Source organism: Pseudomonas yamanorum, assembly GCF_013386765.1.
GTDB lineage: Bacteria > Pseudomonadota > Gammaproteobacteria > Pseudomonadales > Pseudomonadaceae > Aquipseudomonas > Aquipseudomonas yamanorum_A.
Window position 1 is genome coordinate 42,826 of sequence record NZ_JACARE010000024.1, and the last position, 20,455, is coordinate 63,280.

The 20,455-nt window shown below is 61.0% G+C and carries 19 protein-coding genes; 8 read left to right on the top strand and 11 right to left on the bottom strand.

Annotated features, from left to right (window positions below; genetic code table 11):
* Positions 1–10 precede the first annotated feature (10 nt).
* Positions 11–628 carry a bifunctional phosphoserine phosphatase/homoserine phosphotransferase ThrH gene (thrH, locus tag HX875_RS19530; protein WP_177044776.1) on the bottom strand — a complete coding sequence of 206 codons (618 nt, stop codon included), beginning with the start codon at positions 626–628 and terminating at the stop codon, positions 11–13.
* Positions 629–780: 152 nt separating this feature from the next.
* On the opposite strand from thrH, the gene HX875_RS19535 reads away from it, so the two are divergent.
* From HX875_RS19535 to HX875_RS19545, 3 genes are all read left to right on the top strand, one after another.
* Positions 781–1,515 (top strand): phosphoadenylyl-sulfate reductase, encoded by a 735-nt coding sequence (locus HX875_RS19535; RefSeq protein ID WP_177044777.1) that lies wholly within the window; start codon positions 781–783, stop codon positions 1,513–1,515.
* Between the two features lie 352 nt (positions 1,516–1,867).
* The gene (locus tag HX875_RS19540) at positions 1,868–3,397 is read left to right on the top strand and encodes an NCS1 family nucleobase:cation symporter-1 (RefSeq protein WP_177044779.1); all 1,530 of its coding nucleotides are present in this window, start codon (positions 1,868–1,870) and stop codon (positions 3,395–3,397) included.
* Positions 3,398–3,410: 13 nt separating this feature from the next.
* Positions 3,411–4,133: an aspartate/glutamate racemase family protein gene (locus HX875_RS19545; RefSeq protein ID WP_177044781.1), complete on the top strand. Its 723-nt coding sequence runs from the start codon at positions 3,411–3,413 to the stop codon at positions 4,131–4,133.
* Between the two features lie 135 nt (positions 4,134–4,268).
* Here the strand turns inward: HX875_RS19545 and HX875_RS19550 are convergent, their stop codons facing one another.
* Positions 4,269–5,192: a LysR family transcriptional regulator gene (locus HX875_RS19550; protein ID WP_177044783.1), complete on the bottom strand. Its 924-nt coding sequence runs from the start codon at positions 5,190–5,192 to the stop codon at positions 4,269–4,271.
* A gap of 114 nt (positions 5,193–5,306) precedes the next feature.
* Here HX875_RS19550 and HX875_RS19555 point away from each other — a divergent pair, with 114 nt between their 5' ends.
* On the top strand, positions 5,307–6,053 hold the full coding sequence (locus HX875_RS19555) for a 3-oxoacyl-ACP reductase family protein (protein WP_177044785.1): 747 nt from the start codon (positions 5,307–5,309) through the stop codon (positions 6,051–6,053).
* 120 nt (positions 6,054–6,173) lie between these two features.
* The gene (locus HX875_RS19560; protein WP_177044792.1) at positions 6,174–9,644 is read left to right on the top strand and encodes a hybrid sensor histidine kinase/response regulator; all 3,471 of its coding nucleotides are present in this window, start codon (positions 6,174–6,176) and stop codon (positions 9,642–9,644) included.
* Positions 9,645–9,747: 103 nt separating this feature from the next.
* Here HX875_RS19560 and rmuC read toward each other — a convergent pair whose 3' ends face one another.
* A complete protein-coding gene (rmuC, locus tag HX875_RS19565) occupies positions 9,748–11,112 on the bottom strand; it encodes a DNA recombination protein RmuC (RefSeq protein WP_177045154.1) in 1,365 nt (454 codons plus the stop codon).
* Between the two features lie 175 nt (positions 11,113–11,287).
* Positions 11,288–11,611, bottom strand: a complete 324-nt coding sequence (locus tag HX875_RS19570; RefSeq protein ID WP_026078187.1) for a hypothetical protein — start codon at positions 11,609–11,611, stop codon at positions 11,288–11,290.
* An 846-nt stretch (positions 11,612–12,457) separates the two neighbouring features.
* Between HX875_RS19570 and HX875_RS19575 the strand changes: the two genes are divergently transcribed.
* The 3 genes from HX875_RS19575 to HX875_RS19585 all read left to right on the top strand — a co-directional run bounded on the left by HX875_RS19575 (position 12,458) and on the right by HX875_RS19585 (position 14,867).
* Positions 12,458–12,682, top strand: coding sequence for a hypothetical protein (locus HX875_RS19575; RefSeq protein ID WP_003214941.1), 225 nt, complete (start codon positions 12,458–12,460; stop codon positions 12,680–12,682).
* A gap of 266 nt (positions 12,683–12,948) precedes the next feature.
* The gene (locus tag HX875_RS19580) at positions 12,949–13,431 is read left to right on the top strand and encodes a hypothetical protein (protein WP_177044794.1); all 483 of its coding nucleotides are present in this window, start codon (positions 12,949–12,951) and stop codon (positions 13,429–13,431) included.
* A 146-nt stretch (positions 13,432–13,577) separates the two neighbouring features.
* Complete coding sequence (locus HX875_RS19585) at positions 13,578–14,867, top strand: OmpP1/FadL family transporter (RefSeq protein ID WP_177044796.1); 1,290 nt, start codon at positions 13,578–13,580, stop codon at positions 14,865–14,867.
* A gap of 65 nt (positions 14,868–14,932) precedes the next feature.
* Here HX875_RS19585 and HX875_RS19590 read toward each other — a convergent pair whose 3' ends face one another.
* The 7 genes from HX875_RS19590 to cobU all read right to left on the bottom strand — a co-directional run bounded on the left by HX875_RS19590 (position 14,933) and on the right by cobU (position 20,219).
* On the bottom strand, positions 14,933–15,484 hold the full coding sequence (locus tag HX875_RS19590) for a glutathione peroxidase (RefSeq protein ID WP_177044798.1): 552 nt from the start codon (positions 15,482–15,484) through the stop codon (positions 14,933–14,935).
* A 150-nt stretch (positions 15,485–15,634) separates the two neighbouring features.
* Entirely contained in the window at positions 15,635–16,834 is a 1,200-nt protein-coding gene (locus HX875_RS19595) for an MFS transporter (protein ID WP_177045156.1), read from the bottom strand.
* Positions 16,835–16,895: 61 nt separating this feature from the next.
* Positions 16,896–17,300 carry a MarR family winged helix-turn-helix transcriptional regulator gene (locus HX875_RS19600; RefSeq protein WP_177044800.1) on the bottom strand — a complete coding sequence of 135 codons (405 nt, stop codon included), beginning with the start codon at positions 17,298–17,300 and terminating at the stop codon, positions 16,896–16,898.
* 42 nt (positions 17,301–17,342) lie between these two features.
* The gene (locus HX875_RS19605; protein ID WP_177044802.1) at positions 17,343–18,071 is read right to left on the bottom strand and encodes an adenosylcobinamide-GDP ribazoletransferase; all 729 of its coding nucleotides are present in this window, start codon (positions 18,069–18,071) and stop codon (positions 17,343–17,345) included.
* Between the two features lie 2 nt (positions 18,072–18,073).
* Positions 18,074–18,649: an alpha-ribazole phosphatase family protein gene (gene cobC, locus HX875_RS19610; RefSeq protein ID WP_177044804.1), complete on the bottom strand. Its 576-nt coding sequence runs from the start codon at positions 18,647–18,649 to the stop codon at positions 18,074–18,076.
* Positions 18,646–19,701: a nicotinate-nucleotide--dimethylbenzimidazole phosphoribosyltransferase gene (gene cobT / locus HX875_RS19615; protein WP_177044806.1), complete on the bottom strand. Its 1,056-nt coding sequence runs from the start codon at positions 19,699–19,701 to the stop codon at positions 18,646–18,648. Before cobT ends, cobC begins: the two co-directional genes overlap by 4 nt.
* On the bottom strand, positions 19,698–20,219 hold the full coding sequence (gene cobU, locus HX875_RS19620; protein ID WP_177044808.1) for a bifunctional adenosylcobinamide kinase/adenosylcobinamide-phosphate guanylyltransferase: 522 nt from the start codon (positions 20,217–20,219) through the stop codon (positions 19,698–19,700). The genes cobT and cobU overlap by 4 nt, the downstream gene beginning before the upstream one ends.
* Between the last annotated feature and the right edge of the window lie 236 nt (positions 20,220–20,455).

The window sequence follows — 20,455 nt, forward strand, 5'->3', positions numbered from 1 at the left end:
GCCAAATAACTTACAGGCTCAACTGTCGATTCGACGCCTTGATGAACTCTTTCTTCAAATCCTCAAACGTATGCACCGCCGGGAACTGCGGGAACTCGCGGATCACGTTCTCCGGCGCGTGGAACAGGATCCCACGGTCCGCTTCACCGAGCATGGTGGTGTCGTTGTAGGAGTCACCGGCGGCAATCACTCGGTAGTACAGGGTCTTGAAGGCCAGTACCGACTGACGCTTGGGATCTTTCTGACGCAGCTGGTAGCTCACCACCCGGTCGTTCTCGTCGGTGATCAAGCGATGGCACAGCAAGGTAGGGAAAACCAGTTGGCGCATCAACGGCTGGGAGAACTCATAGAACGTGTCCGACAGGATCACCACCTGGAAGCGCTCGCGCAGCCAGTTGACGAACTCGATGGCGCCGTCCAGGGGCTTGAGGGTGGCGATCACTTCCTGGATATCCGACAGCTTCAGCCCGTGCTCATCCAGAATGCGCAGGCGTTGTTTCATCAGCACGTCGTAGTCGGGAATGTCCCGGGTGGTGGCCCGCAAGGATTCAATACCGGTTTTTTCGGCGAAGGCGATCCAGATTTCCGGGACCAGCACCCCTTCCAGGTCGAGACAGGCAATTTCCACAAGACACTCCCATTTAAAGTTATTGAGTTGAGCGAGCAAAAGGACTGCCGAACTCTAGCGATTCACGCTGGCCGCCGCAACGCAGGCGGGATTTTGTTACCATCGCCCTCCTATAGAGCGCTAAGCGCCATTGACCTGTAGGAACCGTCCTGATGAACCAAGCCTTCGACGTCGCTGAACTCGCCGCGACTTATGCCAACAAATCCGCCCAGGACATTCTCAAGCTGGCATTCAGCCAGTTTGGCGACGACCTGTGGATCTCTTTCAGCGGTGCCGAGGACGTGGTGCTGGTCGACATGGCCTGGAAGCTGAACAAGAACGTCAAGGTGTTCAGCCTCGACACCGGCCGCCTGCATCCGGAGACCTACCGGTTTATCGAGCAGGTGCGTGAGTTCTACAAGATCGACATCGAGCTGATCTCGCCCGACCAGAGCAAACTGGAACCCTTCGTCAAGGCAAAGGGCCTGTTCAGTTTCTACAAGGACGGCCACGGCGAGTGCTGCGGCGTGCGCAAGATCGAACCGCTGCGCCGCAAGCTGTCCGGCGTGAGCGCCTGGGCCACCGGCCAGCGCCGCGACCAGAGCCCCGGCACCCGCAGCCAGGTGGCCGCACTGGAAATCGACAGCGCCTTCTCCACCCCTGAACGCACCCTGTACAAGTTCAACCCGCTGGCGCAGATGACCAGCGAAGAGATCTGGGGTTACATCCGCATGCTGGAACTGCCGTACAACAGCCTGCACGAGCGCGGCTTTATCAGCATCGGCTGTGAGCCCTGCACCCGCCCGGTACTGCCGAACCAGCACGAACGCGAAGGCCGTTGGTGGTGGGAAGAAGCAACCCAGAAGGAATGCGGGTTGCACGCCGGGAATATCATCAGCAAGGCGTAACGCCTGCCTCAAAATCCTGTACACAGAAATGTCACCATCGGTGCCATTTTTGTGTGCACTTATAAAATCATGCACCGAAAAGTTACACCCTCCTGCGTAGTACCACCGTTTAAATCCCGTCCCGTCCCTGCGCTACAAAATAAATAGCTGTTCAATCGGTCAATTTATATCGCTTTAAATTCAGCTGTTTATTTCCAATCACTCTAAAAACCAAATCCTCCGACATTTTTCCAAGCGAAAATCTGGCACGCATGTGGCTTAAGGCAAAACACACTTTGTATACAATTAATAAAAAAGATACATACACTTTGACATCAGCCGCCCGCCTGCTGATGTCCAGGAGCCTGCCGGAATGCGTACAAGTCTCTCCAATAACATCGCACTGGATCTGCCCTCCTCCTCCCTGAACCCCGAGGCCACGAGCCCCGGCCCGCTGGTGCTCAGCCCGCGTCTGCACAACAAGGACCTGGCGCCCACCAAGGCCGAGGGTCGACGTTGGGGCCGCTACAGTATCTTTGCCCTGTGGACCAACGATGTGCACAACATCGCCAACTATTCCTTCGCCATTGGCCTGTATGCGCTGGGCCTGGGCGGCTGGCAGATTCTGCTGTCACTGGGGATCGGCGCGGCGCTGGTGTACTTCTTCATGAACCTGTCGGGCTATATGGGGCAGAAGACCGGCGTGCCGTTTCCGGTGATCAGCCGCATCAGTTTCGGCATCCATGGCGCGCAGATTCCGGCGCTGATTCGCGCGGTGATCGCGATTGCCTGGTTCGGGATTCAGACCTACCTGGCCTCGGTGGTTTTCCGCGTGCTGTTGACGGCGGTTCACCCTGGTTTTGCCGACTACGACCACAACGCGATCCTCGGCCTGTCGACCCTCGGCTGGGCGTGTTTCGTGGCGATCTGGTTTGTGCAGTTGGCCATCCTCGCCTACGGCATGGAGATGGTGCGCCGCTATGAAGCCTTCGCCGGGCCGGTGATTTTGCTGACTGTGGCATCGCTGGCCGGCTGGATGTATTTCCAGGCCGGCGGCCAGATCGCCTGGTCGATCCGCGAACCGCTGACGGGTGGCGAGATGTGGCGCAATATTTTCGCCGGCGGTGCGCTGTGGCTGGCGATCTACGGCACGCTGATCCTGAATTTCTGCGACTTCGCCCGCTCCTCCCCATGCCGCAAGACCATCAAGGTCGGCAACTTCTGGGGCCTGCCGGTGAATATCCTGGTGTTCGCCGCCATCACCGTGCTGCTGTGTGGCGGGCAGTTCCACCTCAACGGCCGGGTGATCGAGAGCCCCACGGAAATCATCGCGGCAATTCCGAACACCTTCTTCCTGGTGCTGGGCTGCCTGGCGTTCCTGATTGTGACCGTGGCGGTGAATATCATGGCCAACTTTGTCGCGCCGGCCTTTGTGCTGAGCAACCTGGCGCCCAAGTACCTGAACTTCCGCCGCGCCGGGCTGATCAGCGCCACCGTGGCGGTGCTGATCCTGCCGTGGAATCTCTACAACAGCCCGCTGGTGATCGTGTATTTCCTCTCGGGGCTGGGCGCTCTGCTGGGGCCGTTGTACGGCGTGATCATGGTCGACTACTGGCTGATCCGCAAAAGCCAGGTGGATGTGCCGCAGCTGTATAGCGAAGACCCGAAGGGCGCTTATTACTACAGCCGTGGCGTCAATCTGCGCGCCGTAGCGGCCTTCATTCCTGCGGCGGTGATCGCCATTCTCCTCGCCCTGCTGCCCGGTTTTGCCCACGTCTCGCCCTTCTCCTGGCTGATTGGCGCCGGTATTGCAGGGCTGCTGTACCTGCTGTTTGCCAAGCGCCAGCCGTATTACGCCGATGTGAGCGGCGAAAGCATTGCAGTCGATAACGTCAGTCATTAAGTAAGGACATTCCATGCGCATCCTTGTGGTCAACGTCAACACCACCGAATCCATCACCGAGGCCATCGCCAAACAGGCACGGGCGGTGGCGTCCCCCGGCACAGAGATCGTCGGGCTGACCCCGTTTTTTGGTGCCGAGTCGGTGGAAGGTAACTTTGAAAGCTACCTGGCGGCCATCGCGGTGATGGACCGGGTGATGGCCTACGACCAGCCGTTCGACGCGGTGATCCAGGCCGGGTACGGCGAGCATGGCCGCGAAGGGTTGCAGGAGCTGCTCAACGTACCGGTGGTGGACATCACCGAAGCGGCCGCCAGCACCGCGATGTTCCTCGGGCATGCGTATTCGGTGGTGACCACCCTGGACCGCACCGTGCCGCTGATCGAGGACCGGCTGAAACTGGCGGGTTTGTATCAGCGTTGCGCGTCGGTGCGTGCCAGCGGCATGGCGGTGCTGGAGCTGGAAGAAGACCCGCTGCGGGCCATGGAAGCCATCGTGCGCCAGGCTGAGCTGGCGATCAGCGAAGACAAGGCCGAAGTGATCTGCCTGGGCTGCGGCGGCATGGCCGGGCTGGATGATCAGATTCGCCACCGAACAGGCGTGCCGGTGGTGGACGGTGTAACGGCGGCGGTGACGATTGCCGAAGGATTGGTGCGGCTGGGGCTGTCGACCTCGAAGATCCGCACGTATGCGACGCCGAGGCCGAAGAAAGTCATCGGTTGGCCGGGGCGCCGTTAAGACCGAGTCGTGGCCATCGCGGGCAAGCCCGGCTCCCACAGTGACTGAGTGTGCCGCTACTTCTGTGTCTGGCGCAGATCAAATGTGGGAGCCGGGCTTGCCCGCGATGGCCACGCCTCGGTGTAACGCCATCACTCAAATGGCACTGAACCGCTGCCCCAGCTGGCGCTCGACAAACTGCTCAAGGATGAACTCCACAAACGCCCGGGTCTTGCCGGGCAGCAGTTTGTGTTCGGCGTAGTACAGCGAGATATTGCCGTCGTCGACGTACCAGTCGGGCAGCACCCGCACCAGCTGGCCACTGTCCAGATACGGAACCGCCATCGGCATGCTGACCAGCGCAACGCCAAGGCCTTGGGCGCTGGCGCAACAGGCGGCGCCGGAGTCGCTCATGGTCATGCGCGGCTTGAGCACCAGCGGGCGTTGTTCGCGGGTGCGGTGGGTGAGTTGCCAGGAACGCACGCGCCCGGTTTGCGGTGAACGGATCAGGATGCCGTTGCACAGCGACAAGTCCTCGGGCACGACCACCGGCTTACGTTGGGCCAGGTAATCCGGCGAAGCCAGCAGAATCCGGTGCGCCGGTGCCAGCTTGCGCGCGACCACGCCTTGGGGCAGTTCAAAACCACCGCCGATCGCGGCATCGAAGCCTTGGCCAATCAGGTCCACCTGGCGGTTGTCGAAATGCCAGTCGGGGTTGATGTCAGGAAAACGCTTTAGAAACTCCCCCAGTAACGGCACCACATAACGGTTGCCGAACACCGTGCCCATGCTCACCTTAAGCGTACCCACCGGCCGCCCTTCAGCGCTGGCCAGATTGGCCACAGCGTTTTGAATGGTGGTGAGGCTGCCACTGACTTCCTCCAGGAACAGCTTCCCGGCTTCCGTCAGGGTCAGACGCCGGGTGCTACGCTGGAACAGCCGCACACCGAGGCGCGCCTCCAGCTTGGCCACGCTTTTGCCTACAGCCGCTGGAGTCAGGCTCAGGTGTCGGGCAGCTTCGGCAAAGCTGCCACCTTCGGCGCTGCGCACGAAGCATTCGATACTGCCAAAGCTTTCCATATCGCCCCACTCTAAACTTTTGGTTTACACAGACTATAGCAATCGCGGTCTACCGGGCGCGCCGGGTGAGGTCGATACTCGGCTCCAACCTCAACACACCTTTTGGAGAACGACATGACCACACAAAACCTCAGCGGCAAAGTCGCCTTGATCCAGGGCGGTTCCCGCGGTATCGGCGCCGCCATCGTCAAGCGCCTGGCCGCCCAGGGCGCAGCGGTCGCCTTTACCTACGTCAGCTCGGCCGCCAAGGCCGAGGAATTGCAGAACAGCGTGATCAGCGAAGGCGGCAAAGCCCTGGCGATTCATGCCGACAGCGCCGATGCAGACGCCATCCGCAGCGCCGTCAACGCCACCGTCAACGCCTTCGGGCGCCTGGATATCCTGGTGAACAACGCAGGCGTGCTGGCCGTGGGCCCGCTGGAAGATTTCAAACTGGAAGACTTCGACCGCACCCTGGCGATCAACGTGCGCAGCGTGTTTGTCGCCACCCAGGAAGCCGCGCGGCACATGGGCGAAGGTGGCCGCATCATCAACATCGGCAGCACCAACGCCGAACGCATGCCATTTGCCGGTGGCGGCCCGTACGCCATGAGCAAGTCGGCGCTGGTGGGTTTGACCAAAGGCCTGGCACGCGACCTGGGGCCACGGGGCATCACCATCAATAACGTGCAGCCAGGCCCGGTGGACACCGACATGAACCCGGCAAGCGGTGATTTCGCCGAGAGCCTGATCGGTTTCATGGCCGTGGGCCGTTATGGCCATGTGGAAGAGATCGCCAGTTTCGTCGCCTATCTGGTTGGCCCTGAAGCCGGCTATATCACCGGCGCCAGCCTGACCATCGACGGTGGTTTCAGCGCGTAAGCAAAAGCTGCGACATCACACCACGCTCCGACCTTGGTCGACACTGACTAACGCCAAGCATCATGCGAGACTGTTCGCCCGGGCCGGGAATGCCCGGGCGTTCTTATGTCTGGAGTTCTCATGACGCTGTCCAGCGGGCTGATCGCCGCCGTTGCCCTGGCCTATATGGCCATTATGTTTGCCATCGCCTTTTACGGTGACCGTCGCCATGCGCCGTTGCCGCCGCGGATGCGTGCCTGGGTGTATAGCCTGTCGCTGGCGGTGTATTGCACCAGTTGGACCTTCTTTGGTGCCGTAGGCCAGGCGGCCGAACAGTTGTGGGCATTTTTACCGATCTACCTGGGACCGGTGCTGCTGCTGGTGCTGGCGCCCTGGGTCCTGCAGAAAATGGTGCTGATCAGCAAGCAGGAAAACATCACCTCCATCGCCGACTTTATCGCCGCCCGCTACGGCAAATCCCAATCCCTTGCGGTGGTGGTGGCGCTGATCTGCCTGGTGGGCGTCCTGCCTTATATCGCCTTGCAGCTCAAAGGCATCGTGCTCGGGGTGAACCTGCTGATCGGTGCCAGCGCCGATACCACCGGCACCCGTTCCCAGGACACGGCGCTGATCGTGTCACTGGTACTGGCGCTGTTCACCATTGTGTTTGGTACCCGCAACCTGGACGCCACGGAACACCACCGGGGCATGGTGCTGGCGATTGCCTTTGAATCCCTGGTCAAGCTGTTCGCGTTTCTCGCCGTCGGGGCGTTTGTGACCTACGGCCTGTACGACGGTTTCGACGACCTGTTCAGCCAGGCAATGCTTGCGCCACGGCTGGAGGAATACTGGAAAGAGACCGTCAACTGGCCTTCGATGGTGGTGCAGACCGGCGTCGCGATGATGGCGATCATCTGCCTGCCCCGGCAGTTTCACGTGACCGTGGTGGAGAATATCGACCCGCAGGACCTGCGCCTGGCCAAGTGGGTGTTCCCGGCCTATCTGATCCTGGCGGCGCTGTTTGTGATCCCGATTGCCCTCGGCGGCAAGATGCTGCTGCCGGGCTCGGTATTGCCGGATTCCTACGTGATCAGCCTGCCGTTGGCCGAAGCCCATCCGGCCCTCGCCGTGCTGGCGTTTATCGGTGGTGCCTCGGCGGCCACGGGCATGGTGATCGTCGCGAGCATCGCGCTGTCGACCATGGTTTCCAACGACATGCTGCTGCCCTGGCTGCTGCGCCGCTCCAGCGCCGAGCGGCCGTTCGAGGTGTTTCGGCACTGGATGCTGTCGGTGCGCCGGGTGAGCATTGTGATCATTTTGCTGCTGGCTTATGTCAGTTACCGGCTGCTGGGTTCCTCTGCCAGCCTGGCAACGATTGGCCAGATTGCGTTTGCTGCCGTGACGCAACTGGCGCCGGCGATGCTGGGCGCGCTGTATTGGAAACAGGCCAACCGGCGCGGGGTATTTGCCGGGTTGGCGGCGGGCACATTCCTGTGGTTCTACACCTTGGTCCTGCCGGTCACTGCGAAAAGTCTCGGCTGGTCGTTCAGCCTTTTCCCCGGCATGACGTGGCTGCATTCGCACCCGCTGGGTCTGTCCGTGACCTCCCTGACGCTGGGCACCGTATTTTCCCTGGCGGGTAACTTCACCTTGTTCGTCTGGGTCTCGATGCTCTCGCGCACCCGGGTCTCGGAGCATTGGCAGGCCGGGCGCTTTATCGGCCAGGAAATCAGCCAGCGGGCCAGCGCCCGCTCGATGCTCTCGGTGCAGATCAACGATTTGCTCAGCCTGGCGGCGCGTTTTGTCGGCGAAGAACGGGCGCATCAGAGTTTCGTGCGTTTCGCCTATCGCCAGGGTAAAGGCTTCAATCCCAACCAGAACGCCGACAATGACTGGATCGCCCACACCGAACGCTTGCTGGCCGGTGTGCTGGGTGCTTCATCGACCCGGGCGGTGGTGAAAGCTGCCATCGAAGGCCGGGAAATGCAGCTGGAGGACGTAGTACGCATCGCCGACGAAGCGTCGGAAGTGCTGCAATTCAACCGGGCGCTGTTGCAAGGCGCCATCGAAAACATCACCCAGGGCATCAGCGTGGTGGACCAGTCCCTGCGGCTGGTGGCGTGGAACCGACGCTACCTGGAGCTGTTCAATTACCCCGAAGGCCTGATCAGTGTGGGCCGGCCGATTGCCGACATCATTCGCTACAACGCCGAACGCGGGCTGTGCGGCCCGGGCGAGGCGGAAGTGCACGTGGCGCGCCGCCTGCACTGGATGCGCCAGGGTCGCGCACACACGTCCGAACGGCTGTTTCCCAATGGCCGGGTGATCGAGTTGATCGGCAACCCGATGCCGGGCGGAGGGTTTGTGATGAGCTTCACCGACATCACCGCGTTCCGCGAAGCCGAGCAGGCACTGACCGAGGCCAACGAAGGGCTGGAGCAACGGGTGACCGAGCGTACCCACGAACTGTCGCAACTGAACGTCGCACTCACTGATGCAAAGGGTGTGGCCGAGACCGCCAGCCAGTCGAAAACCCGGTTCCTCGCGGCCGTCAGCCACGACTTGATGCAGCCGCTGAACGCCGCGCGGTTGTTTTCTGCCGCCCTCTCCCACCAGAACGACGGCATGTCGGCGGATGCCCGGCAACTGGTGCAGCATCTGGACAGTTCACTGCGTTCGGCGGAAGACCTGATCAGCGACCTGCTGGATATTTCGCGCCTGGAAAACGGCAAGATCAATCCGCAGCGCCAGCCCTTCGTGCTCAACGAACTGTTTGATACGTTGGGTGCCGAGTTCAAGGCGCTGGCCCAGGAACAGGGTTTGCGTTTCCGGCTGCGGGGTAGCCGTTTGCGGGTCGACAGTGACATCAAGTTGCTGCGCCGGGTGTTGCAGAATTTCCTCACCAACGCGTTCCGCTATGCCGACGGGCCGGTGCTGCTGGGTGTGCGGCGCCGGCGTGGTGAATTGTGCCTGGAAGTGTGGGACCGAGGCCCCGGCATTCCCCAGGACAAGCAGAAAGTCATCTTCGAGGAATTCAAACGCCTGGACAGTCACCAGACCCGCGCGGAAAAAGGCCTGGGCCTGGGCCTGGCGATTGCCGACGGCTTGTGCCGCGTGCTTGGGCACCGCTTGAGCGTGCGTTCATGGCCGGGCAAGGGCAGCGTCTTCAGCGTACGGGTGCCGTTGGCCCGCAGCCAGGTCAGCGCCCCCGCCAAGCCGGTACCGGAAAACGGCCAGCCGTTGAGTGGCGCCCAGGTACTGTGTGTGGATAACGAAGAAAGCATCCTGATCGGCATGCGCAGTTTGCTGACGCGCTGGGGCTGTGAAGTGTGGACCGCGCGCGACCAGGCGCAATGTGCCGCGCTGCTGGCGGAGGGTGTGCGGCCGCAACTGGCCCTGGTGGATTATCACCTCGACCACGGGGAGACCGGCACCGAGTTGATGGGCTGGCTGCGGGCGCAATTGGCAGAGCCGATTCCGGGCGTGGTGATCAGTGCCGATGGACGGCCGGAGATGGTGGCCCAGGTGCATGCGGCGGGGCTGGATTACCTGGCCAAGCCGGTGAAGCCGGCGGCGTTGCGGGCGTTGTTGAGCCGGCACCTGCCGCTCTGACCACTGTAGGAGCTGGCTTGCCTGCGATGCAGGCGACTCGGTCTCTGACGTGAAACCGAGTTGATGCTATCGCAGGCAAGCCAGCTCCTACAGGGGCCGGTGACTATTCCGGTAACTGCGCCACGCCGTCTTCATCGGTCATTGCCCGCTCCAGCAGGTCAGCCGGCAGGCTTTTGCTGGCGCGGGCACCGAGCAGCTTCAATTGCTCGGTACGGCTCACCAGGTTTCCGCGTCCATCTGTCAGCTTGTTGCGCGCTGCGCTGTAGGCTTTGTCCAACTGTTGCAGGCGGTTGCCCACCTCGTCCAGGTCCTGGATAAACAGTACGAACTTGTCGTAGAGCCAACCGGCACGCTCGGCAATTTCCCGGGCGTTCTGGCTTTGCCGTTCCTGTTTCCACAAGCTGTCGATCACCCGCAAGGTGGCCAGCAGGGTAGTCGGGCTGACGATCACGATATTGCGGTCGAACGCTTCCTGGAACAGGTTCGGCTCCGCTTGAAGCGCTGCCGAAAACGCGGCTTCGATGGGCACGAACAACAGGACAAAGTCCAGGCTGTGCAAGCCTTCCAGACGCTTGTAGTCCTTGCCGGCCAAGCCTTTTACGTGGTTACGCAAGGACAGCACGTGTTGCTTCAGGGCCGCCTGGCCGATCGCTTGGTCGTCCTCGGCCACGTACTGTTGATAGGCGGTCAGGCTGACCTTGGAATCCACCACCACCTGCTTGTCACCCGGCAGCATGATCAGCACGTCAGGCTGGAAGCGTTCGCCGTCCGGGCCTTTGAGGCTGACCTGGGTCTGGTACTCGCGGCCCTTCTCCAGGCCCGCATGTTCCAGCACCCGCTCCAGAATCAATTCGCCCCAGTTGCCCTGGGTTTTCTGGCCCTTGAGGGCGCGCGTCAGGTTGGTGGCTTCGTCGGACAGGCGCAGGTTCAGCTGTTGCAGGCGCTCCAGCTCCTTGGCCAGGGAGAACCGCTCGCGGGCTTCGCTCTGGTAGCTTTCTTCGACACGTTTTTCGAACGACTGGATGCGTTCCTTGAGCGGGTCGAGCAATTGGCCGAGGCGTTGCTGGCTGGTCTCGGCGAAGCGCTGCTCGCGCTCGTCGAAGATCTTCCCGGCGAGTTCGGCGAACTGCGCGCGCAGTTCATCGCGGGAGCCTTGCAGGTCGTTGAGGCGTTGCTGGTGGCTTTCCTGTTGCTCGCGCAGTTCAGCGCGCTGGGACGCGGCCAAGGCATCCAGGCGACGCAGTTCGGTTTCCTTGGAGGAACGGTCGAGGTTCCAGGCGTGGGCGGCGTCGCGGGCGTTGTCGCGGTCGATCTGCAGCAGTTCGACTTCGCGGCGCACGGCCGCCAGGTCGGCCTGTTTGGCGGCATTGGCCTGGCTCAGGTCGCTGATTTCGTCACGGCTGGCGTCCAACTGCGCGGCGAGCCCTTCCTGGGCCAGTTGCGCGGTGGCCAGCCGCTCTTCGAGCAATTCCCAGCCGGCCATTCGGGCAGACAGTTTTCGCTGGATCTGCCAGCACAGGCCCAATAGCGGCAACCCAGCAGCGGCGAGACCCAGCACAACACTGGTCCAGTCAAAAGCCATAGCGATTCCTGCCGTCACCCGAAAAGAAGAAGGTTAACCAAGCCTGTGCAATGAGGACAGCTCAGTCTTCGATCTGGCCCAGTTCACGCTGGGCGATGCGGTCGCCGGCGCGGGCAGCCTGGCGCAGCAGGTCGTGGCCGATGCGGCGGTCCCGGGCGTTGCCGCATTCGCGGCACATCAACTGACCAAGGCGGCTCTGCGCCACCACCACGCCAGCGCGCGCCGGTTGCTTGAGCAAATGCCCGGCGAAATGCTTCACGTTGGGGCTGTGGCCCAGGCGCGGGCTGTCGAGCAACCACAAGGCAACTTTCAGGGAAAAACGCTTGGGTGCGGTAACAACCTGAGGGCTGTCGGTAACAGAAGGTGATACTGAGCGAAACTTCATAAAGCACTGTGGGACAGAACGGAAGGCGCGCCACTCTACTCTTTTTTTCGTACAGGTAAAGCTGAAAAAAGCCTGCACGCCCGTTCTAGAGCAAGCGCTTGGGACAATCCACAGAACCTGTGGATAACTCAGTGGACAACCGTTATGTAACTCCCGCAAAGGCCCATGGAACGGGGGCCGCAGTCAAACTGACGATTTTTTCACCAATAAAAAAAAGCTCGATTTTTCATTGACTTAAATTTTAGTTGCAGGCACCCGGGAGCACTACACGGTGTATGTCAGCGCGGTTACACAGGGCGCAACCAATGTGCACAACTACTCACCTGGCGGTTATATCCACCGCGTTTTTCTGTCGGCCCCCGACCCAGGAATGTTACCGAAGCACCGAGGCCAGAAAAGTTTTTTGTCTAGCACACTTTCTTTCCACGTTTCAATCCGTTACTATCCGCGGCGTTAGTACCAAGCTGAAAGTCAATTCTGGTCGAACAACTCCCTCACGGCACCGCCGACAAAAAGGGATCGACCACCTCGATGGTTTCCAGGTATCACTTGCGACGACACAGCCTTTGAACAATGCAAAGGGTGTCGCGAAGTTTCCATACGCTGACCGAACCAACCTGCAAATTGATCAGGATCTTCACCCCGGGCCCAGAACCTTTGCCCCTGTTGTGTTGCCTGCCCTCCTAAGTACCTACCTGCCAGCCCAAGCGCGCCAACTTAATAGCGCTTCAAACTGGCTGCTTTGTTCCAGTCGGGTTCTTCGCTTGATCAATGGTGATCAGCGTCACTGGAACGTTTTAACGTTGCACGGTTCTTAACCGTGTCATTTGTAGGAACACCAATAATATGTCCACTCAAATCCACACTCAGGATGCCATTCGCACCCTCACCAACGCTTTTGCACCAATGAACTGCCTGATCATGGCCGCTCGCAAAGGCTGCTTCAGCTTTACCCTGGTCAACGAACACGGCATCGCTCGTCACAGCGAACGCCTGTACCCCGATCAATACTCCAGCGCAGAACCGCTGCAGGCCGTGATCGATCGTACTCGCCAGGCACTGGTTGCCTGATCGACCCGGATCGCTGAAACACAAAAACCCCGGTTAAAACCCGGGGTTTTTTATTGCCTGAAATTCAGGCGCGCTAAGTTTAAATTGATATAAACGATATAACTAAATGATGAAAATATTTTAAAAACAGTCCTTTACGTCGTAAATATGACACTACACTTCAACTCAAGCGGCATGATCCGCTTCCGGCGAGCCTGAGATCCGATTCACTGCTGCCAAGCCCCCCTCTCAGGTATCGCCGACCAATTTCATGGATTGAGGCTTTTATGGGCATCGCCGCCAGCGAATTGTGTCGTTATGTGATCCGGCCCACCCTGCTGTACCTGGGCCGCCATAACCCGACTGCCGAATCCCTGCTGCTGGGTATCGCCGCCAGCCAGTCGGCCCTCGGTTCAGCCTTGCACGACCGCCGCGGCCATGGCCTCTACAGCATCACCGAACCGCGCCACCGCGCCTTGTGGGACAACTACCTGGCGCTGGACCCAGAGCGCGCCAGCCTGGTTCGTGGCCTCGCCAGCCAGCACGCGTTCCTCAGCGGGCCGCAGCTTGAGCTGACGGTCAACCTGCGTTACGCCACCGCCATCGCCTGGCTGCTGGTGGAACAACACCGCCCTGCCCTGCCGCCACCCGACGATGTTTTGGCCATGGCGCGTATCTGGAAAGAAATATTTCACCCCCAGGGCCGGCTTAGGGATTTCACCCAAGCCTGGCAAACCTGTGTTTCACCCATGAATCACGTCGCTTGTTGACCGGGCGATTTGCAAGATTCGGCTAAAAACGTTGATTTTGGTCGGATTGTCCTACAAAACCGCTCTATCTCCTATGTTTCAGCCTATAGCGCAAACATAAATTTATTGTTACTTTCCGCAGCGGTGATCACCACGGAGTTCTAATAATGAAAAAAGTAATGCTCAAGACGACACTTAGCCTCGCCGTTGCAATGGCATCCTCCCACGTGTTCGCGAGCGGCTTCGCCCTCAACGAACAAGATGTTGCCGGGATGGGTACCGGTTTTGCGGGACGCTCTTCCTCTGCCGATAACGCAAGCACCGTTTATGGTAACCCTGCCGGTATGGCTCGCCTTGAAGGCCAGCAAGTTACAGGTGGTGTTGCAGCGATCGATGCCTCCACCAACATAAAAGATGTCAGTGGCCGCTCCACCGGTAGCAACAAAGGCGACATGGTGCCTTTTACTGCCGTTCCTTTCGGTTTCTACACCAATAAACTCAATGAGCAATGGGCTGTCGGTTTCGGCGTCTATGCACCATTTGGCCTGGTGACTGACTACGAAAGTGGCTTCCAGGGCAAAGCATTCGGCAGTAAGAGCGAAGTGAAGGTCATTACCTTCCAGCCAACCGTCAGCTATGCCTTCAACGACCGGGTATCCATTGGTTTTGGTCCGACTATCAACCGTATCTCCGGTACGCTTGAGTCCGACATCAACCTGCCAATCGCGGGTACCGGCTCCAACAACATCAAGATCAAGGGTGATGACACCGCGCTCGGCTTCAACGCCGGTCTGCTGGTACAAGCCACTGACACCACTCGTGTGGGCCTGACCTACCACTCGAAAGTGAAGTACAAGCTCGAAGGCCATACCGAAGTGACCAAAGGGACCAACGTTCCTGCCACTCTCTTGAACAATGGTCGCTATGACGCCTCGCTGAAGATCGACACGCCTGAGTCCTGGGACCTGTCTGTTACTCAAGACTTGAGCGATGCCTGGAAACTCTATGCGGGCGCAACCTGGACGCGCTGGAGCCGACTGAAAGACATCACCGTCAACAACGAAGGCGTATCTGCCGCTGCGGGCAGTGGCGCTTTGGCTCCGCAAATTGTCGGCACCATCAAGGAAGACCAGAACTGGCACGACACCTGGGCCTACGCCCTGGGCACCTCGTACCGTGTGACCAAGCAGGTGGTACTGCGTACCGGCCTGACGTTCGACCAGTCGCCGACCAATAACACTGATCGCTCGCCTCGTATCCCTACCGGTGACCGGACGATCTTCAGTCTCGGCCTGGGCTACGACGTAATGCCGAACATGACCATCGACGTGGCTTACTCCTACCTCAAGGAAGAACCTGTCAAAGTTGCACGCGCTAACGCACTGGGCCAGTCCTACAACGCCAAGTACGAAAACAGCGCCAACGGTTTCGGCCTGGGCGTGACGTACAAGTTCTGATGTAAAGCGACATAAAAAAGCCCCGCTCTCTTGCACAAGAGGCGGGGCTTTTTAGTGGGCGCCGATCAGGGCTTCGAAGCCAGCGCCTCTTCCAGCGCCTTGATCAGGTCTGGATTATCCGGCTTGGTCAGGCTGGAGAAATTGGCGATCACCTTGCCCTGGCGGTCCACCACGTACTTGTAGAAATTCCACTTCGGCGCGCTGCTCTGCTGCGCCAGGATCTTGAACAGATGCACCGCGTCCGGGCCCTTGACCTTCTGTGGCTCGGTCATGGTGAAGGTCACGCCGTAGTTCACATAACAAACCTTGGCGGTTTCCTCGCCGGTCTTGGCTTCCTGCTTGAAGTCATCGGACGGCACGCCAATCACTTCCAGGCCCTGGCCCTTGTAGCGCTGATACAACGCCTCAAGCCCTTTGAACTGCGGCGCAAACCCGCAGAAACTGGCGGTGTTGACGATCAGCAGCGGCTTGCCGGCGAAGCGCTGGCACAGGTCGATGGATTCCTTGGCGCGCAGCTTGGGCAACTGGCCTTCAAGCAACGGCGGGCAATCGGCGGCCATGGCGACACCGCCAAAAGCCACCATCAGAGCGGGTACTGCGAGCCAGCGCATCAGCATGTCACCTGTCCTTGAAAAGTCTCAGACACAGAACTTAACAGATCGCCATGCCCAACTGCATCAATGCCAGCCCGCCCTGTTGCCAGCCCCACCACGCCAGAAGCAGCAAGAGCGCTGCTCCTGCGGCGCCGAGCCAATGCCAGGTCGAATTCATGCCACCCCCATTTGCGCCTGCAAACGTGCCACCGGCCGCTCGCGCACCGGCCAGTTCAAGGCTGCCGCCACCAGGCTCAGGACGATTGCCACTTGCCAGATCAAATCGTAACTACCGGTTCGATCATAGACCACTCCGCCCAGCCAGCCGCCGAGGAACGAGCCGAGTTGGTGGAACAGGAACACGATCCCGCCGAGCATGGAAAGGTTTCTGACCCCAAACAAGGTCGCGACCGTACCGTTGGTCAGCGGCACCGTGGACAGCCACAAGAAGCCCATTGCCATGCCGAACAGGTAGGCACTGGTTTGCGTCACCGGCGCCCACAGGAAGATCACAATCACCACCGCCCGCAGCAGGTACAACCCGGTCAGCAAGCGCGGCTTGGACATGCGCCCGCCGAGCCATCCGGCGGTGTAAGTACCGAAGATATTAAACAGGCCGATCAATGCCAGCACTGTGGTGCCCACCGAGGCGGGCAAATGCTGGTCCACCAGGTACGACGGCAAGTGCACACCGATAAACACCACCTGGAAACCGCAGACAAAAAAACCGAACGCCAACAGCCAAAAGCCTGAATGGGAGCAGGCTTCATGCAAGGCCTCACGCAAAGTTTGCTGACCGGCCACCGCTGGCAGCGGACGGTCCTTGAGCATGCTCACCAGCGGCACGATCAGCGCCACCATCACACCCAGCACCAGCAACGCGGCCGACCAGCCGAGCCAACCGATCAAACCGAGGGTGCCCGGCAACATGGCGAACTGGCCGAACGAGCCGGCGGCGCTGGCGATACCCATGGCCATGCTGCGTTTTTCCGGCGCCACGGCACGCCCCACCACCCCGAGAATCACCGAGAACGAGGTGCCCGACAGGCCGATGCCGATCAGCAACCCGGCACTCAGGGACAGCGACCACGCCGAGTCAGACAAGCCCATGAACACCAGGCCCAGCGCATACAGCACGCCACCGATCATCACCACCTTGGCAGCGCCGAAGCGGTCGGCCAGGGCGCCGGTAAACGGCTGCGCCAGGCCCCAGATCAGGTTTTGCAGGGCGATGGCAAAGGCAAAGGTTTCACGGCCCCAGCCAAACTCGGCACTCATGGGCGCCAGGAACAGGCCAAAGCCATGCCGCACGCCCAGAGACAACGCCAGGATCAACGCACTCCCCACTAGAATCCAGCCGCTGGTGCGCCACATCGAGGTCATTCTTATTCTCCGTTCGCGGGTATATACCCGCTTGTCATCGAACAAACCCGCATCAAGCGAGTTCATCCAGCAAGGCCAACAGGGTTTCGCGCTTTTCGGCGCCCAACTGATCAATCAATTTTTGCTGCGCCGCTTCCCAGGCCGGCAATGCCGCGGCAAGCCGTTCATGCCCGGTTTCGGTGAGCAACACCAGGCGGTTACGCAGGTCGTCACCCTCCACCAACTGCACCAGGCCTTCGCCTTCCAGCACCCGCAGGTTGCGCCCCAACGTGCTGCGATCCAGGCCCATGGCATCGGCCAGGCTGGAAATGCTCGGTTGATCGAGGCGCTGCAGATTACACAGCAGAGAATACTGGGCAACGTTGATCCCGAAGCCGTCGAGAGCGCCGTCGTAATGCCTGCTGACGCCACGAGCGGCGCGACGCAGGTTGGTACATAAACATTGGGAGGCAAGCATGGAGCGTGTATATACCCGGGATTAATGAAATGCAAGAAACTGTTACAGCGCCAGACCGATCAACACCGCGACTTCCAGCAGCTCCAGCAACGCGCCAGCCGTGTCGCCGGTGGTGCCGCCAAGGCGATTGACCATCAGTTGGCGCAAGCCGATAAAGCAAAGGGCCGCCAGCAACACGGCAATGCCGCCGCTGAAGCCGCCGATCAAGAGACACGCCAGACCGCTGAGGATCAGCACCTGTTGGCCGACGATCCGTGGTAGATGATCCGCCAACGCCTGCCCCAACCCGCCAGCACGCACGTACCGCGTAGTGAGAAACAGCGCCAGCATCGAAGCGCGGCCAATCAATGGTGCGAGGATCAGCGCGGCGCCGTTGTGCTGCTCGATCAATGCCACCAGCGCAGTGAACTTGAGCAGCAACACCAGGCCCAGGGTGACCACCGCGATCGGCCCGCTGCGCGGGTCTTTCATGATGGTCAGAGTGCGCTCGCGGTCGCCGAAGCCACCGAGCCAGGCGTCAGCGCTGTCGGCCAGGCCATCCAGATGCAGGCCACCGCTGAGCAGCACCCACGCTGTCAACAGCAGCGCGGCATGCAGCAGCAAGGGTGCGCCCATCAACAAGGCGTTCAAGCCCCACAGCAGGAGCCCAAACAACAGCCCCACCACCGGATAAAACAGCAACGAGCGTCCCAGCTCCTGGGGCTGCGGCATGCCCGGCAAGCGAATCGGCAGGCTGCTGAGAAACTGCAAGGCGATCCAGAACGGCAGCATGCTTAGAGTCCTTCCTTCAATACGCCATCAGCCTCTACCTGCAGGCTGAACAGGCCACCATGGCCGACTTCGACATTCAACAGTTGCTCACGCGGCAGACCGCGCGCCTGGGCAAGCAGTAGACGCATGACGCCGCCGTGGCTGATCAGCAGCACGCGCTGGCCGTCATACGCTTGATGCAAGCGGGCGACAGCGCCCAGCACCCGGGCGGAAAACTGCGCCACCGGCTCGCCCTGGGGCGGTGTGAAGCTGTAGGGATCGGCCCAGAACAGCCCCAGCGCATCGGCATCGGTCTCCATCAAGGCCGCAGCGCTCTGCCCTTCCCAGGCACCGAAGTGCAGCTCCTGCAGATCCTTTTCCAGGCTGACTGGCAGGTTCAGGCGTGCGCCCAACTCATCAGCAAACCTCGCGCAACGTTGCAGCGGCGAACTGACCACACGGTCCCACGGGCCCTGCTCCACCACCGCCGCACGCATCTGCTCCCAGCCCCTGGCGGTGAGCGCGTCGTCCAGGCTGCCGCGCAAGCCGCCGCCCAGTTCGGTTTCGCCGTGGCGCAGCAGGTCCAGGTGCAGGGTCATGCCGGACGGTCCGCCACGGCCGCTTCGGCGAAGGTTGCCATCTGCCCGTGCAGCGCGCAGGCCAGGCGCAGCAACGGCACGGCCAGCGCGGCGCCACTGCCCTCGCCCAAACGCAGGCCAAGTTCCAGCAGCGGTTCAGCATTGAGGCTTTGCAGCACGTGACGGTGACCGGGCTCGGCACCGCGATGGCCGAACAGCAGCCATTCGCGGCAGGCCGGATTGAGGCGCGTGGCGACCAGCGCCGCGACCGTGCAGATAAAGCCGTCCACCAGCACCACCACGCCCTCTTGGGCACAGGCCAGGTAGGCGCCCACCAGCGCGGCAATTTCGAAGCCGCCGAGGTTGAACAGGGTTTTCAGCGGGTCATCACGCTCGCCTGCGTGCAGGGCCAGAGCGCGCTCAATCACCGCGACTTTGTGGCTGACGCCCTGGGCGTTCAGGCCGGTGCCGGGGCCGGTGAGATCACTGACCTGGCAGTCCAGCAATGCGCAGGCCAGGGCGCTGGCGGCGGTGGTGTTGCCGATGCCCATTTCGCCGCCGATAAACAGTTGCGCACCGCTCTCGATGGCGCGACGCACGCTGTCGCGGCCGGCTTGCAAGGCCAGTCGGCCCTGAGCTTCAGTCATTGCCGGGCCGTTGACGAAGTTGGCGGTACCGGCACCGATGTTGAGGTGGCGCACGCCGGGCAGGTTCAGTGTGGGGGTGATGGTGCCGAGGTCGACCACTTCCAGTTTCGCGTCGAGTTGGCGGGCCAGAACGCTGATGGCGGCGCCGCCGGTGACGAAGTTGTGGAGCATCTGGCCGGTGACTTCCTGGGGGAAGGCAGAGACCCCTTCGGCGACGACGCCGTGGTCGCCGGCGAAGATGGCGATCCACAGGTGGTCGACGCTGGGTTTGACCTGGCCCTGGAGGCCGGCCAGTTGGACGGCTACGGCTTCCAGCTGGCCGAGGGAGCCGGCGGGTTTGGTCAGTTGCTGTTGGCGAGCCAGGGCTTGTTCGTGGGCTTGGGCGTCGATTGCTTTGCAGGGGTTGAGCCACCAGGTGTCGGTCATAACGCAGTACCTTTCAGAGTCAGGGGCAGGCCGGCGACGGTCAGGACAACGCGCTGACAACGTTCGGCCAAGGCTTGATGCAGCCAACCGGCTTCATCGACATAGCGGCGAGTCAATTCGCCCAGCGGCACGACACCCATACCGGTCTCGTTGCTGACAAAAATGATTTCTCCCGGGAGGGTGGCCAGGGTTTGTAGCAGGGTTTCGCGTTCTTGCTTTAGACGGTCGGGGTCTTCGAGCATCAGCAGGTTGGTGAGCCAGAGGGTCAGGCAGTCGACCAGCAGGCAATGGTTGGGGCTGGCGTTTTCCCTGAGGACGCGGGCCAGTTCGATGGGCTCTTCGATCAAGCCCCATTCGGCTGGGCGACGCTCGCGATGGTGGGCGACGCGCGCGCTCATTTCGCCGTCCAGGGGTTGGCTGGTGGCGATGTAGGTGACGCTCAGGCCGCTGTCGGTGGCGAGCGTTTCAGCCAGGCGGCTTTTGCCGGAGCGGGCGCCGCCGAGGATCAACTGGAGCATGGGTTGTGCCTCTGCTTTGTGTGTATATCCGTTATTTAGGTAACGGCCACTATTGGTTCCGCTCTTACAGCGGCTCACTTTTGAAAAGCCGGAATGCCGGCCCAGTCAAAAGTAAGCAAAACGCTCTTGCCCCACCACTCGGCACCTCGCTAATGCTCGGTGTGCCCTCAGCTCCGGTAGCACGAAGCGGGCCGCCGCGACGGGGCGTCCCTGCCCCGTCGCGGCTAAACCGGCGT

Coding starts and splice junctions, on each gene's coding strand:
- HX875_RS19535 (WP_177044777.1), top strand. CDS start 781: ATGAACCAAGCCTTCGACGTCGCTGAACTCGCCGCGACTTATGCCAAC.
- HX875_RS19540 (WP_177044779.1), top strand. CDS start 1,868: ATGCGTACAAGTCTCTCCAATAACATCGCACTGGATCTGCCCTCCTCC.
- HX875_RS19545 (WP_177044781.1), top strand. CDS start 3,411: ATGCGCATCCTTGTGGTCAACGTCAACACCACCGAATCCATCACCGAG.
- HX875_RS19550 (WP_177044783.1), bottom strand. CDS start 5,192: ATGGAAAGCTTTGGCAGTATCGAATGCTTCGTGCGCAGCGCCGAAGGT.
- HX875_RS19555 (WP_177044785.1), top strand. CDS start 5,307: ATGACCACACAAAACCTCAGCGGCAAAGTCGCCTTGATCCAGGGCGGT.
- HX875_RS19560 (WP_177044792.1), top strand. CDS start 6,174: ATGACGCTGTCCAGCGGGCTGATCGCCGCCGTTGCCCTGGCCTATATG.
- HX875_RS19570 (WP_026078187.1), bottom strand. CDS start 11,611: ATGAAGTTTCGCTCAGTATCACCTTCTGTTACCGACAGCCCTCAGGTT.
- HX875_RS19575 (WP_003214941.1), top strand. CDS start 12,458: ATGTCCACTCAAATCCACACTCAGGATGCCATTCGCACCCTCACCAAC.
- HX875_RS19580 (WP_177044794.1), top strand. CDS start 12,949: ATGGGCATCGCCGCCAGCGAATTGTGTCGTTATGTGATCCGGCCCACC.
- HX875_RS19585 (WP_177044796.1), top strand. CDS start 13,578: ATGAAAAAAGTAATGCTCAAGACGACACTTAGCCTCGCCGTTGCAATG.
- HX875_RS19590 (WP_177044798.1), bottom strand. CDS start 15,484: ATGCTGATGCGCTGGCTCGCAGTACCCGCTCTGATGGTGGCTTTTGGC.
- HX875_RS19595 (WP_177045156.1), bottom strand. CDS start 16,834: ATGTGGCGCACCAGCGGCTGGATTCTAGTGGGGAGTGCGTTGATCCTG.
- HX875_RS19600 (WP_177044800.1), bottom strand. CDS start 17,300: ATGCTTGCCTCCCAATGTTTATGTACCAACCTGCGTCGCGCCGCTCGT.
- HX875_RS19605 (WP_177044802.1), bottom strand. CDS start 18,071: ATGCTGCCGTTCTGGATCGCCTTGCAGTTTCTCAGCAGCCTGCCGATT.
- cobC (WP_177044804.1), bottom strand. CDS start 18,649: ATGACCCTGCACCTGGACCTGCTGCGCCACGGCGAAACCGAACTGGGC.
- cobT (WP_177044806.1), bottom strand. CDS start 19,701: ATGACCGACACCTGGTGGCTCAACCCCTGCAAAGCAATCGACGCCCAA.
- cobU (WP_177044808.1), bottom strand. CDS start 20,219: ATGCTCCAGTTGATCCTCGGCGGCGCCCGCTCCGGCAAAAGCCGCCTG.